This window comes from Pseudomonas sp. GW821-FHT01E10 (assembly GCF_059422365.1).
This window is the reverse complement of the sequence record NZ_JBWKWT010000023.1, coordinates 70,283-85,282: the sequence shown is the minus strand read 5'-3', so window position 1 is coordinate 85,282 and position 15,000 is coordinate 70,283. Positions and strand designations below refer to the sequence as shown.

Below are 15,000 nucleotides of genomic sequence, written 5' to 3'. Positions count from 1 at the left end.
CCCCCCCCCCCCCCCCCCCCCCCCCCCCCCCCCCCCCCCCCCCCCCCCCCCCCCCCCCCCCCCCCGCTCCTACAGGTCATTCAATAGCCTTCGCAGGCCCTGCGCAGTAATAGCCGCTCCCGCACCACGTCGTAACCCCAGTGGTACACGTAGGTGTACGGCAGGAAAAACAGCAGCACGCCAATGTCCAGCAGGAACGCCTGCCACAGGCTGATCTTCAGCCACCAGGCAATCAACGGCACCCCAAACGCCACCAGCCCGCCTTCGAACAACAGCGCATGCACCACGCGGATCCAAGCGTTACGCACAATGGCAAAGCGCTTGAGCAAACGGTCGAACAGGCCGTTGAAGACCACGTTCCAGGCCAAGGCAAGGGCTGCAATCGCCATGGTTGCCACGCCCATTTCCAACATGGGTTTGTCCATGATCCAGGCCAGCAGTGGGGTACAGATCAAAACGGCCAGCAGCTCGAAACCGATGGCCTGGAAGATGCGTTCAGTGATGGATTTGTTGGCGTTCATGGCCAGACTCCCTGAGTGACTGTGGTTGCCATGATCTGCCATCGAACCGATACTTCATAACCAATAACCATCGATCAAGGCGATAGTTCATGGCTTCCCACGAAGTGTTGCTGGCGTTTGTAGAGGCCGCGACCCAAGGCTCGTTTTCCGCCGCGGCGCGCAAGCTCGGGCGCAGTCAGTCGACCATCAGCGCCGCCGTGGCGAGCCTGGAAATCGACCTGAACCTTGTCCTCTTCGACCGCAGCAGCCGCAAGCCGAGCCTGACCCCGGCCGGGCACGTCATGCTGCAACGGGCCGAGGAGATTCTGGCCGCCACCAGCCGTCTGGAAATGACCGCCAGCCAACTGTCCCAAGGCATCGAGCCAAAGTTGACCGTGGCGATTTCCGACACTTACCAGTCCGACCGTTTCGAAGCGGCGCTCAGTGCTTTCGAGCAGCGTTACCCGGACCTGGAACTTGAATGCCTGATCGCCGAATGCGATGACTTGGTAGCACTGGTACAACGCGGCCGCGCGCACGTCGCCTTCGCCGAAATGCAGGACAGCTACCCGCCGGATCTGGTCAGTTCGACGGTGGACGAGCGCACGGAAATCGCCCTGTTCGTGTCCCACGCGCACCCATTGGCGACGCTGAACGACATCGATCAGGACGTGCTGCAACAGCACCGCGAACTGCGTCTGGCGACGATCGTCAATCCGTATGAAAGCCGCGCGAAGGGGCGGGTCTGGTCGGCGCCAAGTTACCTGATGCTGCTGGAAATGGCCCAGGGCGGGTTCGGCTGGGCACCGTTGCCGCGATGGCTGGTGGGACGGTTCGGGGCTGGCTCGTTGGTGGAATTGAAAGTGCGCGGCTGGCCGAAACCGGTGTATGTCGATGCGCTGTGGTCGCGTTTGCACCCGCCGGGGCCAGCGGGGAGTTGGTTATTGGGCAAGATGCTGGAATAGCGAAGCTCGCGATGGGGCCAGTGAAATCACATCACTCCAACGCCCGGAGCCGTCCCTCGATAAACCGCCGCTCCGGCACCTGCTGTGTCAATTCCAGCGCCCGCTGATACGCCGCTCGCGCCTCTTCCACCCTTCCCAACTGCCGGCAAAACTCTGCCCGTGCCGAATGCGCCAGGTGGTAATCCAGCAACTCGCCCCGGGCCAGAATCCCTTCGATCAACGTCAGCCCGGCCTGCGGGCCATCGCGCCTGGACAGCGCCGCCGCGCGGTTCAGTTCGATCACCGGCGACGGCACCGCCCGCAGCAGCACGTCGTACAGACCGACAATCTGCGCCCAGTCCGTCTCTGCCGCCGAGGGCGCTTCGGCATGCACCGCGGCAATCGCCGCTTGCAGGCAATAAGGTCCGAAGCGCCGTGTCGTCAGCGCCCGCTCAATCAAGGCGCAGCCTTCGGCAATCAGCTCGGCGTTCCACAACGAGCGATCCTGTTCATCCAGCACAATCAGCTCACCGCTCGCGGAGGTCCTGGCCGGACGCCGGGACTCATGCAACAGCATCAGCGCCAGCAGCCCCATCACCTCCGGTTCAGGCAACAGCTCCATCAACAACCGACCGAGACGAATCGCTTCGCGCGTCAGGTCTTCACGGATCAGTTCGTTGCCGATGGACGCCGAATACCCTTCGTTGAACACCAGGTAAATCACCCGCAACACGCTGTCGAGTCGCTCGGGCAGTTCCGTCAGGGTGGGCACTTGGTATGGGATTTTCGCGTCACGGATCTTGGCCTTGGCGCGCACGATGCGCTGGGCGATGGTGGCCGGTGCCGAGAGGAAAGCCCGGGCGATTTCTTCCGTGGTCAGGTCGCAGACTTCACGCAGGGTCAGCGGCACTTGAGCGTCCGCCGCCAGTGCCGGGTGACAACAGGTGAAGATCAGGCGCAGGCGATCGTCTTCCACGTCTTCGTCACTCCAGTCAGCCTGCTCCAGCGCCTCCAGTTGAGCGATCAACAACGGCCGGGACGCGTTAAAACGCGCGCGCCGACGCAACACATCGATGGCCTTGAAACGGCCAGTGGACACCAGCCAGGTACGCGGATTGTCCGGCACGCCGTCGCGCTGCCAGCGCTCGACCGCGACGAAGAACGCCTCGTGCAGCGCTTCTTCGGCGAGATCGAAATCGCCGAGCAAGCGGATCAGGGTCGCCAGGATTCGCCGCGACTCGTCGCGGTAAACCTGCTCGACTTGCGCCCGTACCGATTCGCCCGGCATCAGTCCGGCATGCCTGGGGCCATTTTTCGCTGGACGGATTGCACACTCATAAAAGAACTCCTGTTGTGATAGTTATTCAGACATTTAACTGGCGAACGGGCCGCACCTCGACGCAGCCGACCCGGGCCGCCGGAATGTTACCGGCGACCTGGAGGGCTTCATTGAGGTCTTTGGCATCGATCAGGTAGAAGCCGGCCAACTGCTCCTTGGTTTCAGCGAACGGGCCGTCGGTGATCGACATTTTGCCGTTGCGCATGCGCACGGTGGTCGCGGTCTGCACCGACTCCAGCGCTTCGGCGGCGATCATCCGGCCACTGCCCTGGATCGACTCGGCATAGGCCATGCACTCGGCGTCGTTGGGGCTTTCGGGCAGCGAGTGCAATTCGTGCTCGTTGCTGTAGACCAGGCATAGATACTTCATGGGACTCTCCATTTCAGGCGGCTTTGCCGTGACCGAACTGATCAACTATGGCTGTCGATTGGCGCTTTGGCGCTGCTTTCCGATAAACAACCCGACCATCAGGGTTCCAGGTTGAACAGCGCCGCGCCGCTGGTCATGTCGAACGGAGCCGACCAGTGTTCGTGGACGATCTGCCAGAGCCCCGCTTCCTGCCGATAGCACGCGGTGACGCGCATCCAGCAAGCCTGGGTTTCACCCTTTTCATTGGTGCCGCCGCAATGCGCCAGCCAGTGAGCGAAAGCGATCTCCTGCGACGGCACGACGTTGATTTCATGGAACTCGAAAATATGCGGGCCGGGGCACATCTCCATGCATTCCTGCCAATGCGCACGGTAGGCCGCCTTGCCCTTGAATTGCAGGGCTTTGACGGCATCGAAGGAGACGATGTCGTCGGCGTACAGGGCCATGACCTTTTCCACATCCTTGGCGATGACCGCCTGACGGTAGTTCTCGATCAAGTTATGGATTTGTGTCTGAGCGTTCATGAGGGTTCTCCACGTTTTTTGTTGAAGACACCTTTAGTCGTCTGGCGAAAAGCCAAATCGACAACCGAAATAAAAATAATCCATGGAGGCAAACTCGCTAGAATCCGAGGCTCATTTGTGTTGGAAAAAGGACACTCCAGTGACAGCCCGACTCGTGCCTTACGAAAGCCTGAACGCCTTGCAGCGCCGACAGGTCGAGGCCATCGAAATCCACGCCGAACAGATCAGATTCTCCGGCGACATCCACGGTGCATTGCACACCTTGCTGTCCAAACCGGGGCCTGGCGTCAAAGGCTTTGCTCTGCTGGCCGAAGAGGTTCCGGTGGCCTTCCTGCTGCTCAAGCGCCCGCCGGTGCTGCCGGCCTGGGCCGACGAACACAGCGCCACCCTGCACGCCCTGCAAGTCGATCACCGCGCCCAGGGCAAAGGTTACGGCAAGGCCTGCCTGCAAGCCCTGCCCGAGGTTGCGCGCCAGGCCTGGCCGGAGATCAAAGGGCTGGAGTTGTCGGTGGATGCCGACAATGAATCGGCCATCGCGCTGTATACCAAATACGGTTTTGTCGACAGCGGCGAAGCGTACAAAGGTCGGATCGGTTACGAACGACGGATGGGACTGGTTTTCTGATTCATGGAGGGATGAACGAATGTTGAATTCAATCGAAGCGCTGGAAGCGATCTACGGCCTGCCCCATGAGCGCGCGGTGCGCAAGCAGATCCCGTTTTTGAACGAGGACTATCAGGCGATGGTCCGCGCCTCGCCGCTGGTGATTATCAGCTCGGTCGGCCCCGACGGCATGGACGGCTCACCGCGCGGCGATACGCCGGGTTTTGTGCGGATCATCGATGAGCGCACGCTGGCGATCCCGGATCGCCCCGGCAACAACCGCATCGACACGCTGCGCAATGTCGTGCTCGACTCGCGGGTATCGCTGCTGTTCATCATTCCGGGGATCGGCGAGACGCTGCGGGTCAACGGCACGGCGCAGATCAGCGCCGAGCCCGCATTGCTGGAGAGTTTTGCCGTCAATGGCAAACCGGCGCGCACGGTAATGCTGGTGACGGTGGAAGCGGCGTATTTCCATTGTTCGAAAGCGATTGTTCGTTCGGATTTGTGGAACCCCGAGCGCTACCTCGACCGCTCTGCCCTGCCAACCGCTGGCGCGTTTCACAAACGGCTGAACGATGGGCAGTTCGATGCCGAGACGTATGACCGGGAAGCACCGGCCAGGGTGCGCGATAGTCTCTATTAGAGGATTGGTCGTTACCACGCTCTGCGTGGGAACGATCATCAGAGGGTGAGCACCATCTCATGCCACGCCATCCCGCCATGGTCGGACGCCGAAGGCTTGATGTAGACAAACCCAAACCCGGCATACAGTGCAATGTGCCGCTCTTTGCACATCAGGTGGATGCTTGCCTTGTTCAGTGCGCGCATGCGCTGGATGAATTCACCCATCAAGCGTTTCGCCAGGCCTTGCCCCTGATAATCCGGATGCACCACCACCGACATGATCACCACATGCGGGCCGGCCGGGTCGTGGCCGATCAGTTCCTTGAACGCCTCGTCCGACATTTCCACCTCGAACGCCGCACCGGAATTGACGAAACCGGCTACAACGCCATCCACTTCGGCGACGATGAAGCCCTCGGGCCAAGTGGCGATGCGGGTGGCGATTTTCTCGCGGGTGGCGGCTTCGTCGCCTTCGTAGGCAACGGTTTCGATGGCGTAGCAGCGGTCCAGGTCAGCGGGAATGACGTGGCGGATGACGGTGTTCATGGCAGCTCGGAATCGGCGGGGGAAAGGCTGGGATCATAAATTAATAAGGTGTTCATATCGATCACGACAAGTGCCGTAAAGCCTTCGTATAGGCACTTTCATTGCGCGTCGCCCGGGGCTATTTGTGTTGCCTGTCTCTAGTCACCATGAGGGGAACACACCATGAGCAGCGTCCAAATCGGTCTTCTTATGCTGTTGGGCATCAGCACGTTCGGCTTCGTTTCTTTGGCGATCGACCTGTTGCGGGCGCGACGGGTGAACAAGGGAAAATAGTGCCCGCAGGACATGCAGAGGCGGCCGGTTGAGCCGCCTCCGCAGATGTGATCAGGACTTGATCGGCAGCCAGATTTCCAGCACGCCGGTATTGAGCTTCGGGTTGAAGTCTTCGCTGTAGCGTTCGAACTCCGGGGCATCCGCTGCCTCGTGACCGGACTGCGGCAACCAGGTGTTCCAGATGTACTGAAAGGTCTGGGGCAAGGTATCCAGCGAGCCCTTGTGCTCGAACACCGCGTAATACTGGGGCTGAATCTCGACCCAGCGGTATTTCTCGGGCAGGTCGTCGAGCTTGCTGATCTCGACACCGGCGATGTATTCGAAACCGCCCTTGCCGTCCGGGTTGCAGCAAACGCCGTAGGTCACTTCGCCCTTTTGCCCGGGAACATTGCCGATGTGGGGAACGAATTTATCCCAGAGCTTGGGAATCTTGCCGGCCGTCTCTTGGGTAAATCGTCCGCCAAGCCCCGCTATGAGCATGAAGTGCCCGTGTTCGAAGCGTTGCTCAACCTGATCATCGCGTATTTGCTCATCCATGACTCGACTCCTGGGAACGTAAAAAGTGGGTTCGGCTGGGAGTATAGAGGCCAAACCCGATTCGCCCAGTCAGAGCCCCGGAAGCTGCCCGGCGGTGGGCGCACCGATAAACTCGTTGTAACCCGAAAGAATCACGTACACCGCGAAATAGCAGAAGATCGCGGCCGATGCCATGTAGGAATAACGCAGCAGTTTGTCTCCGAGCAGCTTGCCGCCATGGCTCGCCGCAAAGCACAGCGTGACGCACCAGAGAATTCCCGCACAGAGAAATCCACCGAGAAACAACGCCGAGCTGAGGGTGCCGCCGCCACCGGAACGGGCAATCAGGGTGCCGCCCACCGCGGCGAACCAGAGAATCGCACTGGGCGACGACATGGCGAGGAAAATCCCCCGCAAGAACTCTTTGCGATGGGAGTTGTGGCCAACGTCGGCGGTCTCGGCCAACACCGCACTGTGGTAGATCGCCGAATGAATCATCTTCGCCGCGAAGTACAGCAGCAACGCCGACCCGCCGATCCACAACACCCAACGCACGGTTTCGTATTGCAGCAATACGGTCATGCCGGCCAGTGCCAGCACTGCGTAAATCAGGTCGCCGACGCAAGTCCCCAGCCCCAGGGCAAAACCCTGGAAATATCCGCGCTGCATCGCCAGCGTGATCATCGCGATATTGGCCACGCCGATGTCCAGGCACAGCGAAAGGCTGAGCAGGAAGCCACTGGTAAATTCCATCAACCCGTTTCCTTCGGAAAATTTGTTTACGTAGAGGCTGGACAGTTTGCCATACCTGCCCTTACATTCCGCCACAGGCCACCGCAGTGGCCAGCGTCGCTCGGACGGTTCCGGGCGCTTACGTTATTCGAGGCAACAATGGCCGAACAAGGTTCGCCGCGCCGCTTTGCGCGCATAGATCGACTCCCCCCTTACGTTTTCAACATCACTGCCGAGCTGAAGATGGCCGCCCGTCGTCGTGGCGAAGACATCATCGACTTGAGCATGGGCAACCCCGACGGCGCCACGCCGCCGCACATCGTCGAAAAACTGGTCACCGTCGCCCAGCGTGAAGACACCCACGGCTACTCCACGTCCAAAGGGATTCCGCGCCTGCGTCGGGCGATTTCCAATTGGTACAAGGATCGCTACCAGGTTGATATCGACCCGGAAAACGAAGCCATCGTCACCATCGGTTCCAAGGAAGGCCTGGCGCATTTGATGCTGGCCACCCTCGACCAGGGCGACACCGTGCTGGTGCCGAACCCGAGCTACCCGATTCACATCTACGGTGCCGTGATTGCCGGCGCCCAGGTGCGGTCGGTGCCGCTGATCCCTGGCGTGGATTTCTTCGCCGAGCTGGAACGGGCGATTCGCGGTTCGATCCCGAAACCGAAAATGATGATCCTGGGCTTTCCGTCCAACCCCACCGCCCAGTGCGTGGAGCTGGACTTCTTCGAGCGGGTGATCGCCCTCGCCAAACAGTACGACGTTCTGGTGGTGCACGACCTGGCCTACGCCGACATCGTCTACGACGGCTGGAAAGCCCCGTCGATCATGCAAGTGCCCGGCGCCAAGGACATCGCGGTGGAGTTTTTCACCCTGTCCAAGAGTTACAACATGGCGGGCTGGCGCATCGGCTTCATGGTCGGTAACCCGGAGCTGGTCAACGCTCTGGCGCGGATCAAGAGCTACCACGACTACGGCACCTTCACCCCGCTGCAGGTCGCGGCCATCGCGGCGCTGGAAGGCGATCAGCAATGCGTGCGCGACATTGCCGAACAGTATCGCCAGCGTCGCAACGTGCTGGTCAAAGGCTTGCATGAATTGGGCTGGATGGTCGAGAACCCGAAGGCGTCGATGTACGTCTGGGCCAAGATTCCCGAGGCGTATGCACACCTGGGCTCGCTGGAATTCGCCAAGAAACTGCTGGCCGAGGCCAAGGTTTGCGTCTCGCCGGGTGTCGGGTTTGGTGAGTACGGGGACGATCATGTGCGCTTCGCGCTGATCGAAAACCAGGACCGGATTCGTCAGGCCGTACGCGGAATTCGCGGGATGTTTCGGGCGGATGGGTTGGTCACCAAAACCAACGCCTGACACACAAAACCCTGTGAGAACAAACATCTGTGGCGAGGGAGCTTGCTCCCGCTGGGGCGCGAAGCGGCCCCAAAACCAATCACCATGTTTTTTTCAGATAGAACACGGTGGACGGATTTACGACTGCTACGCAGCCGAGCGGGAGCAAGCTCCCTCGCCACAAAAAGCTTGCTCGACATTGGGTTAGATCTCACCCACAAAAAAACCGCATCGCTGCGGTTTTTTTGTGCCTGCCAAATGTATTTAGACGAACAATGACAACAGCAGGATAAAGCCCAAACCCACCACGGACAGGATGGTTTCCATCGCGGTCCAGGTCTTGAAGGTTTCCGCCACGGTCATGTTGAAGTACTGCTTCACCAGCCAGAAACCGGCGTCGTTGACGTGGGACAGGATCAACGAACCGGCACCGGTGGCCAGCACCAGCAGCTCACGGTTCACACCCGGAATCATCCCCACTACCGGCACCACGATGCCGGCGCCAGTGATGGTCGCCACGGTTGCCGAACCGGTCGCGATGCGAATCACCGCCGCCACCAGCCAGGCCAGCAGGATCGGTGAGATCTGAGCCGCCACCGCCATGTGACCGATCACATCACCCACACCGCTAGTCACCAGCATCTGCTTGAAGCCACCACCGGCACCGATGATCAGGATGATCGCGGCAGTCGGCGCAAGGCTCGAATCCAGCCATTTGAGCATCTGTTGCGAACCGATGCCCTGCTTGTAGCCGAAGGTGTACAGCGACAGCAGCAATGCCAGCAGGAGGGCCGAGATCGGGTGACCGATCAGGTCCATGAAGGTGCGGAAGAAGTTGCCATCCGGCAGCACCACATCGGCAAAGGTCTTGAGCAGCATCAGGAAAACGGGCGACAGCACGGTGACCAGGGTAATGCCGAAGCTCGGCAGATCGGCGGAATCCGACTCCCGCGCCAGTTGGTCCACCAATTCCTGGTTTGGATGACCGGGAATGTACTTGGAAATGAACGTACCGTAGATCGGACCGGCGATGATGGCAGTCGGCAGCGCAACGATCAGGCCGTAGAGAATGGTTTTACCAATGTCGGCACCGAACACGCCGATCGCCAGCAGCGGACCCGGGTGCGGAGGAACCAGACCGTGCACGGCGGACAGACCGGCCAGCAGCGGGATACCGATCTTGATGATCGACACGCCGGTACGACGGGCGACGATGAACACCAGCGGGATCAGCAGCACGAAGCCGATTTCGAAGAACAGCGGGATGCCGACCAGGAAGGCCGCGAACATCATGGCCCACTGCACCTTGTCCTTGCCGAAGGCCCGAATCAGGGTCTGGGCGATCTGATCCGCCCCGCCGGACTCGGCCATCATTTTGCCGAGCATGGTGCCCAGCGCCAGAATGATCCCGACGAAACCGAGAACGCCGCCGAAACCATCCTGGAACGCCTTGATGATGGTGCCGATCGGCATGCCGGAGGTCAGCCCGAGGAACGCGGCGGCGATGATCAATGCAATGAACGGGTGAAACTTGAACTTGGTGATCAGGACAATCAAGCCGATCACCGTGACCACTGCATCGAGCAGCAGAAACGACTCGTGGGACATGCCAAACATGGGGGGTGTCTCCTGTTTGTTGTTGTTATTAAAGCGATTAATCAGAAGCCGTCAGGACAGCGCTATCTTTTGCAGCAAAACTCAACTGGCGAGTTTCAGGCCGTGATCGAGCCACCAACGGTGGGCCTGAGCGGCCAATTCGTCGACGCTGTAACTTGAAGCATCCAGAGCCAGGGTCAGGGGCTCACCAACGGGCGATTCAAGGGTGGCGAACTGGCTGTCGATCAGGGTCGACGGCATGAAGTGGCCCGGCCGATGGGAGACACGATCGGCGGCGACTTCAGGGGTCAACTCAAGGAACACAAAGCCCAGGCCCGGCAAGGCACTGCGCAAGCGTTCGCGGTAACTGTGTTTGAGGGCCGAACAGGTCAGCACCGGGCGCTCGCCACGGGCGTCGACGCGGCGCAGTTCATCGCACAGGCTGTCGAGCCAGCCGGCACGGTCTTCGTCGTTCAGGGGGATACCCGCGCTCATCTTTTCGATATTGGCGGCAGGGTGGAAAGTGTCGCCTTCAATGGCGGTGGCGCCGCTGAGCTGGCACAGGGCCTGGCTGACACACGTCTTGCCGCAACCGGCAACGCCCATGATGACCAGGGCGGTGATGGGATGATTCATGTAACACCTCAGCGCGCAGACAGCGCTACCTTTGCTACGTAAAACTCTAGTGCAAAAGCAGATGTTGCCGACGCCTTCTTGTCATTTTTGTGGGTTGCAGCATGTTCGTTCTCGATGCCGAAAAGCGAGGATCAGGCAAACCCCGCTCACGCATTTGCAGCTGCATCGAGACAGCGCTACCTTAGTGCCTTGAATTTTGTTTGGCAAGCCGTCCGATGAATACCCCTAAAAACGATAAAAATACACGAACCACTGGCCGTCCTACCCTCAACGAAGTCGCGCGCCTGGCCGGTGTCAGCCCGATTACAGCCTCCCGCGCCCTGCGTGGCGTCAGCACGGTGGCCACCGAACTGGTGGAAAAAGTCCAGAAGGCTGCCCTCGAGTTGAACTACGTGGTCAACCCCGCCGCCCGCGCGCTGGCCTCGGCCCAGAGCCATTCCGTCGTGGTGTTGGTACCGTCATTATCCAACCTGCTGTTCATCGACACGCTGGAAGCCATTCATCAGGTTTTGCGACCAAAGGGCTTCGAAGTGCTGATCGGTAACTTCCATTACTCGCGCGATGAAGAAGAAAACCTGCTGCGCAACTACATGGCTTATCAGCCGCGCGGCTTGCTGCTGACCGGTTTCGACCGCACCGAAAGTTCGCGGCGGATGATCGAGGCCAGCAACATTCCCTGCGTCTACATGATGGAACTGGACAGTGCGGCGGGACTCAATTGCGTCGGTTTTTCGCAGCTGGCCGCCGGCGAAACGGCGGCCGAGCATTTGCTGTCGCGCGGTCGCAAACGCCTGGCTTATATCGGAGCGCAGCTGGATCAGCGTACGTTGCTGCGGGGCGAAGGTTTCCGTCGGGCGCTGCAAAAGGCCGGGCGCTACGACCCGGATCTGGAAGTGTTGACGCCACGGGCCTCATCGGTCGGACTCGGTGGCGAACTGTTCCTGCAATTGCTGGCTGCGCATCCAGACCTCGATGCGATCTTCTTCGGCAACGACGACCTGGCCCAGGGCGCACTGCTCGAAGCCTTGCGCTGCGGGATCAAGATCCCCGAACAGGTGGCGATCCTCGGCTTCAACGACCTGCCCATGTCCGAACACATGGTGCCGCGCCTGAGTAGCATCAATACGCCTCGAGAGGCCATTGGCCGTCGTTCGGCCGAGTTGATGCTGACCTTGATGGCCGGCAATTCGGTGGCCAAACCGGTGCAGGACATGGGGTTTGAATTGAAGGTGCGCGAGAGTACCTGATACGCAATCGTCCATTTGCTCGTGCTAGATTCCCGGCACCTGTAACAGCAAACGGAGAAGCTCAATGGGACATGCGCTGAAGATTTTGGGTAGGGCCTCGTCAATCAACGTCAGAAAGGTCCTGTGGGCCTGCGACGAACTGGGCGTTTCCTACGAACGGGAAGACTGGGGCAGCGGTTTTGCCTCGACCCAGAGTCCGGAGTTTCTCCAGCTCAACCCTAACGCACAGGTGCCGGTGCTCATCGACGAAGCCGGCGTGCTGTGGGAGTCCAACACCATCTGCCGCTACCTGGCCGGCAAATACCAAAACACCGATCTGTTGCCCATCGAGCCGGCGGCGCGCGCTCGCGTGGAACAGTGGATGGACTGGCAAGCCACCGAACTCAATCCGTCCTGGGGCTACGCCTTTTTTGCGCTGGTGCGGCAATTGCCGAACTTCCAGGATCCGCAGCGGATCGCCGATGGCGTTCGCGGCTGGAACGCGAAAATGGGCATCCTCGAACAGCAACTCGCGTCGACCGGTGCGTATGTCGCCGGACCTCGGTTCACCCTGGCCGATATCCTCATCGGCTTGTCGGTCAACCGCTGGCGGATGACCCCGATGGAACGCCCGGACTATCCCGCCGTCGACGCGTATTGCCAACGACTGGCATTGCGACCGGGGTTCATGGAACACGCCTGCAACGGCGTGCCATAACGCCAAACCCGCTCCCTCTGCCCTTCCATAAAAAGAGAACCCCATGAACGGACTCAACGTACTGCTGACCGGCGCCTGCGGCAGAATCGGCAAAACCTTTTTTGAAGCTTCGCAGGACCGCTACACCTTCGTGCTGACGGATCGCATCGAGCCCGACTTCAATGTCGAAGCACCGCATCGCTTTGTACGCCTGGACCTGTCCGACCTCACCGCCATAAGCGAAGTGCTGAAAGGCATCGACGTCATTGTGCATCTGGCCGGCATCCCTCACGCCACCGCCTCTTTCGATGAGTTACTGCCCAACAATATTCTGGCCACCACTTACCTGTTCGAAGCCGCCGTGGCTGCGGGTTGTAAACGATTGGTGTTCGCCAGCAGCGCACAGACCATCGAGGGCTATCCGGTGGACCGGCAGATCACACCGGGCATGCAGGTGATGCCGGCCAATCTGTATGGCGTCAGCAAGTGTTATGGCGAAGCCTTGTGTGCGTTCTACGCTGCCAAACACAACCTCTCGAGCATTGCCATACGCATCGGCGCTTTCGAGTTTGCGGACCGTCACGAATTGACCAACGCTCGCGACCTGAGTGCATGGCTCAGCCCTCGTGATGCAGTGCAGTTGCTGCAACTCTCTGTGGAGGTCGAAGGTGTGCAACACCTGATCGCCCACGGTATCTCCAATAACCGTTTCAAACGCCTGGACCTCAGTGAAACTACCCGGGTGTTGGGTTATAGGCCGGTGGACGATGCATTTCAGGAGTTCGACATTCCCATTGGGTTTCCTTGACGGTGCGTCTCCAGAATCCGGGCAACGTGGTTCTTGCGCTGTAGCCTGAGGTCGGTCGACCTCTGCCGCTCGGCGGCAAGGGTTGATCGCCCTCCTTTTCAGTTCCCGGACGAATCAGCCGATAACTGATGTTCTGCGAGCATCCTCAGCAGCGCCCGCACCGCCGCCGAAGGTTCTTTGTCGGGCGCGACCACCAAGGCAAACTCCCGGTCGATGCGCGGCGTCACCGGCACTATCCGCAAGCCTTGGCGATGAGTCGGCAGGGTCATTTCCGGCACCACGGTCACGCCGATGTTTTCCCGCACCAGGGTGAACGCACTGCTCCACTCACGCACCTCGGCCCGCACATCCAGCAGTTGCAACCCGGCATCAGCCGCCAGGCTGCGGGCATTGGTCGAGCACCCGCCCGTGGCCAGCACAAAGGGTTGCTGCGCCAGTTCCGCCAGTGAGACGCCCTCTTCATTCGAGCGACGCGCCAAGGGATGGCCACCGGGCAAAACCGCCACCCAGGCATCACGCCCCAAACGTCCGGCATTGCGCGCGGGTGCCGGGTTCAACGCCACACCGACATCCACCAGCCCGGCACTGAGCAACGTTTCCACTTCATCGTCGCTGACCTCCAGCGCCACCACTTGAATGCCGGGATACAGCCGATTGAACTGGCGCAACAGTGGCGGCAGGAACGTCGTCAGCACCATAGGGAAACTGGCCAGACGAATCGTCCCGCGCTGGATGCCTTTAGCGGCGTCGACGGTGCTGCGGATGTTTTCCAGGGCACCGAGCATGGTTCGTGCCTGTTCGATCACAGGCAAGCCGATGGCGGTCGGCAAGGTCTGGCGGTTTTCCCGGCTGAACAGCTGAACGCCCAGGGTTTCTTCGATCAAGGCCAGTGCCTGGCTGGCACCGGATTGGGTCATGCCGACCCGCTCAGCGGCGCGGGTAATGTTGCCGGTATCGGCCACCGCCACCACCATTCGCCAATGCATCAGGTTCATCATGGCAGTAGCTTTCCTTATGGCAGTTTTCTGAAAGATTAATTTTACCGAGGGTGCCGCGCACTATGACACTGGCGCAAATCCGCAACCAGAGCCCTGCCCATGAAGTTGTATTACATCCCGCAAGCCTGCTCATTGGCGCCGCACATTGTGCTGCGCGAACTGGAGCTGCCGTTCGAGTTGGTCCGCGTCGACAACAGCAGCAAGAAAACCGTCACCGGCGATGACTTCCTCGCCATTAACCCCAAAGGCTACGTCGCGGCATTGCAGCTGGATAACGGCGATGTGCTGACCGAAGGCCCGGCGATCCTGCAGTACCTGGCGGATCTGCACCCGGAGGCAAACCTGGCACCGGCGAGCGGAACGTTCGAGCGGGTGCGGTTACAGGAATGGCTGAACTTCGTTTCGACCGAGATTCATGGCGGGCTGGGTTGGCTGTTCAATCCGCAGTTTGCGGACGAGGTGAAGGCGCTCATCAAAGAGAAACTGTTCAAGCGCTTTGCCGTGTTGAGCCGGACGCTGGAGCGGCAGGACTACTTGATGGCCGGCGGGTTCAGCATTGCCGATGCGTATCTGTTTACGGTGTTGCGTTGGGCTCGGCTGTTTGCGATTGATCTGGATGATTGGCCGGCGTTGGCGCGCTTTCAGGCGCGGGTTGATCAGCGGCCGAGCGTGAAAGCGACATTGGCGGCGGAGTTGGTGTAAGGCTTT

The 15,000-nt window shown here is 60.3% G+C and carries 18 protein-coding genes; 8 read left to right on the top strand and 10 right to left on the bottom strand.

The window, feature by feature from the left end; all coding sequences use genetic code 11:
• Positions 1-80: 80 nt before the first annotated feature.
• Positions 81-521, bottom strand: a complete 441-nt coding sequence (locus tag AC07V0_RS26550) for a multidrug/biocide efflux PACE transporter (RefSeq protein ID WP_192351733.1) — start codon at positions 519-521, stop codon at positions 81-83.
• Between the two features lie 89 nt (positions 522-610).
• Between AC07V0_RS26550 and AC07V0_RS26545 the strand changes: the two genes are divergently transcribed.
• The gene (locus AC07V0_RS26545; protein ID WP_018926428.1) at positions 611-1,465 is read left to right on the top strand and encodes a LysR family transcriptional regulator; all 855 of its coding nucleotides are present in this window, start codon (positions 611-613) and stop codon (positions 1,463-1,465) included.
• Between the two features lie 31 nt (positions 1,466-1,496).
• Here the strand turns inward: AC07V0_RS26545 and AC07V0_RS26540 are convergent, their stop codons facing one another.
• The 3 genes from AC07V0_RS26540 to AC07V0_RS26530 all read right to left on the bottom strand — a co-directional run bounded on the left by AC07V0_RS26540 (position 1,497) and on the right by AC07V0_RS26530 (position 3,677).
• Complete coding sequence (locus tag AC07V0_RS26540) at positions 1,497-2,732, bottom strand: RNA polymerase sigma factor (RefSeq protein ID WP_018926429.1); 1,236 nt, start codon at positions 2,730-2,732, stop codon at positions 1,497-1,499.
• A gap of 76 nt (positions 2,733-2,808) precedes the next feature.
• A complete protein-coding gene (locus AC07V0_RS26535) occupies positions 2,809-3,153 on the bottom strand; it encodes a YciI family protein (protein ID WP_019651728.1) in 345 nt (114 codons plus the stop codon).
• A 98-nt stretch (positions 3,154-3,251) separates the two neighbouring features.
• Positions 3,252-3,677, bottom strand: a complete 426-nt coding sequence (locus AC07V0_RS26530) for a YybH family protein (RefSeq protein ID WP_018926431.1) — start codon at positions 3,675-3,677, stop codon at positions 3,252-3,254.
• Between the two features lie 139 nt (positions 3,678-3,816).
• Between AC07V0_RS26530 and AC07V0_RS26525 the strand changes: the two genes are divergently transcribed.
• Together AC07V0_RS26525 and AC07V0_RS26520 are read left to right on the top strand one after the other, a co-directional pair.
• Positions 3,817-4,302: a GNAT family N-acetyltransferase gene (locus AC07V0_RS26525; protein ID WP_192351729.1), complete on the top strand. Its 486-nt coding sequence runs from the start codon at positions 3,817-3,819 to the stop codon at positions 4,300-4,302.
• A 19-nt stretch (positions 4,303-4,321) separates the two neighbouring features.
• The gene (locus AC07V0_RS26520; RefSeq protein WP_007934805.1) at positions 4,322-4,927 is read left to right on the top strand and encodes a pyridoxamine 5'-phosphate oxidase family protein; all 606 of its coding nucleotides are present in this window, start codon (positions 4,322-4,324) and stop codon (positions 4,925-4,927) included.
• A gap of 38 nt (positions 4,928-4,965) precedes the next feature.
• On the opposite strand, the gene AC07V0_RS26515 is transcribed toward AC07V0_RS26520, so the two are convergent.
• The 3 genes from AC07V0_RS26515 to AC07V0_RS26505 all read right to left on the bottom strand — a co-directional run bounded on the left by AC07V0_RS26515 (position 4,966) and on the right by AC07V0_RS26505 (position 6,996).
• Complete coding sequence (locus AC07V0_RS26515) at positions 4,966-5,454, bottom strand: GNAT family N-acetyltransferase (protein ID WP_018926433.1); 489 nt, start codon at positions 5,452-5,454, stop codon at positions 4,966-4,968.
• Between the two features lie 324 nt (positions 5,455-5,778).
• Complete coding sequence (locus tag AC07V0_RS26510; RefSeq protein ID WP_064616409.1) at positions 5,779-6,264, bottom strand: GyrI-like domain-containing protein; 486 nt, start codon at positions 6,262-6,264, stop codon at positions 5,779-5,781.
• A 69-nt stretch (positions 6,265-6,333) separates the two neighbouring features.
• The gene (locus AC07V0_RS26505; protein ID WP_064616407.1) at positions 6,334-6,996 is read right to left on the bottom strand and encodes a LysE family translocator; all 663 of its coding nucleotides are present in this window, start codon (positions 6,994-6,996) and stop codon (positions 6,334-6,336) included.
• Between the two features lie 138 nt (positions 6,997-7,134).
• Here AC07V0_RS26505 and alaC point away from each other — a divergent pair, with 138 nt between their 5' ends.
• Positions 7,135-8,352, top strand: a complete 1,218-nt coding sequence (gene alaC, locus AC07V0_RS26500; RefSeq protein ID WP_018926437.1) for an alanine transaminase — start codon at positions 7,135-7,137, stop codon at positions 8,350-8,352.
• Positions 8,353-8,595: 243 nt separating this feature from the next.
• Here the strand turns inward: alaC and AC07V0_RS26495 are convergent, their stop codons facing one another.
• Together AC07V0_RS26495 and AC07V0_RS26490 are read right to left on the bottom strand one after the other, a co-directional pair.
• The gene (locus tag AC07V0_RS26495) at positions 8,596-9,948 is read right to left on the bottom strand and encodes a GntP family permease (protein ID WP_111454775.1); all 1,353 of its coding nucleotides are present in this window, start codon (positions 9,946-9,948) and stop codon (positions 8,596-8,598) included.
• A gap of 81 nt (positions 9,949-10,029) precedes the next feature.
• Complete coding sequence (locus AC07V0_RS26490; RefSeq protein WP_019581445.1) at positions 10,030-10,563, bottom strand: gluconokinase; 534 nt, start codon at positions 10,561-10,563, stop codon at positions 10,030-10,032.
• A 215-nt stretch (positions 10,564-10,778) separates the two neighbouring features.
• Here AC07V0_RS26490 and gntR point away from each other — a divergent pair, with 215 nt between their 5' ends.
• The 3 genes from gntR to AC07V0_RS26475 all read left to right on the top strand — a co-directional run bounded on the left by gntR (position 10,779) and on the right by AC07V0_RS26475 (position 13,294).
• Positions 10,779-11,810 (top strand): HTH-type transcriptional regulator GntR, encoded by a 1,032-nt coding sequence (gene gntR, locus AC07V0_RS26485; RefSeq protein ID WP_018926440.1) that lies wholly within the window; start codon positions 10,779-10,781, stop codon positions 11,808-11,810.
• 64 nt (positions 11,811-11,874) lie between these two features.
• Entirely contained in the window at positions 11,875-12,507 is a 633-nt protein-coding gene (locus AC07V0_RS26480) for a glutathione S-transferase family protein (protein WP_019651718.1), read from the top strand.
• A 43-nt stretch (positions 12,508-12,550) separates the two neighbouring features.
• Positions 12,551-13,294 carry an NAD-dependent epimerase/dehydratase family protein gene (locus AC07V0_RS26475; protein ID WP_018926442.1) on the top strand — a complete coding sequence of 248 codons (744 nt, stop codon included), beginning with the start codon at positions 12,551-12,553 and terminating at the stop codon, positions 13,292-13,294.
• Positions 13,295-13,392: 98 nt separating this feature from the next.
• Here AC07V0_RS26475 and AC07V0_RS26470 read toward each other — a convergent pair whose 3' ends face one another.
• Positions 13,393-14,292, bottom strand: coding sequence for a LysR family transcriptional regulator (locus AC07V0_RS26470; RefSeq protein ID WP_192351727.1), 900 nt, complete (start codon positions 14,290-14,292; stop codon positions 13,393-13,395).
• Positions 14,293-14,391: 99 nt separating this feature from the next.
• Here AC07V0_RS26470 and gstA point away from each other — a divergent pair, with 99 nt between their 5' ends.
• Positions 14,392-14,994: a glutathione transferase GstA gene (gene gstA / locus AC07V0_RS26465; protein WP_192351725.1), complete on the top strand. Its 603-nt coding sequence runs from the start codon at positions 14,392-14,394 to the stop codon at positions 14,992-14,994.
• Positions 14,995-15,000 lie beyond the last annotated feature (6 nt).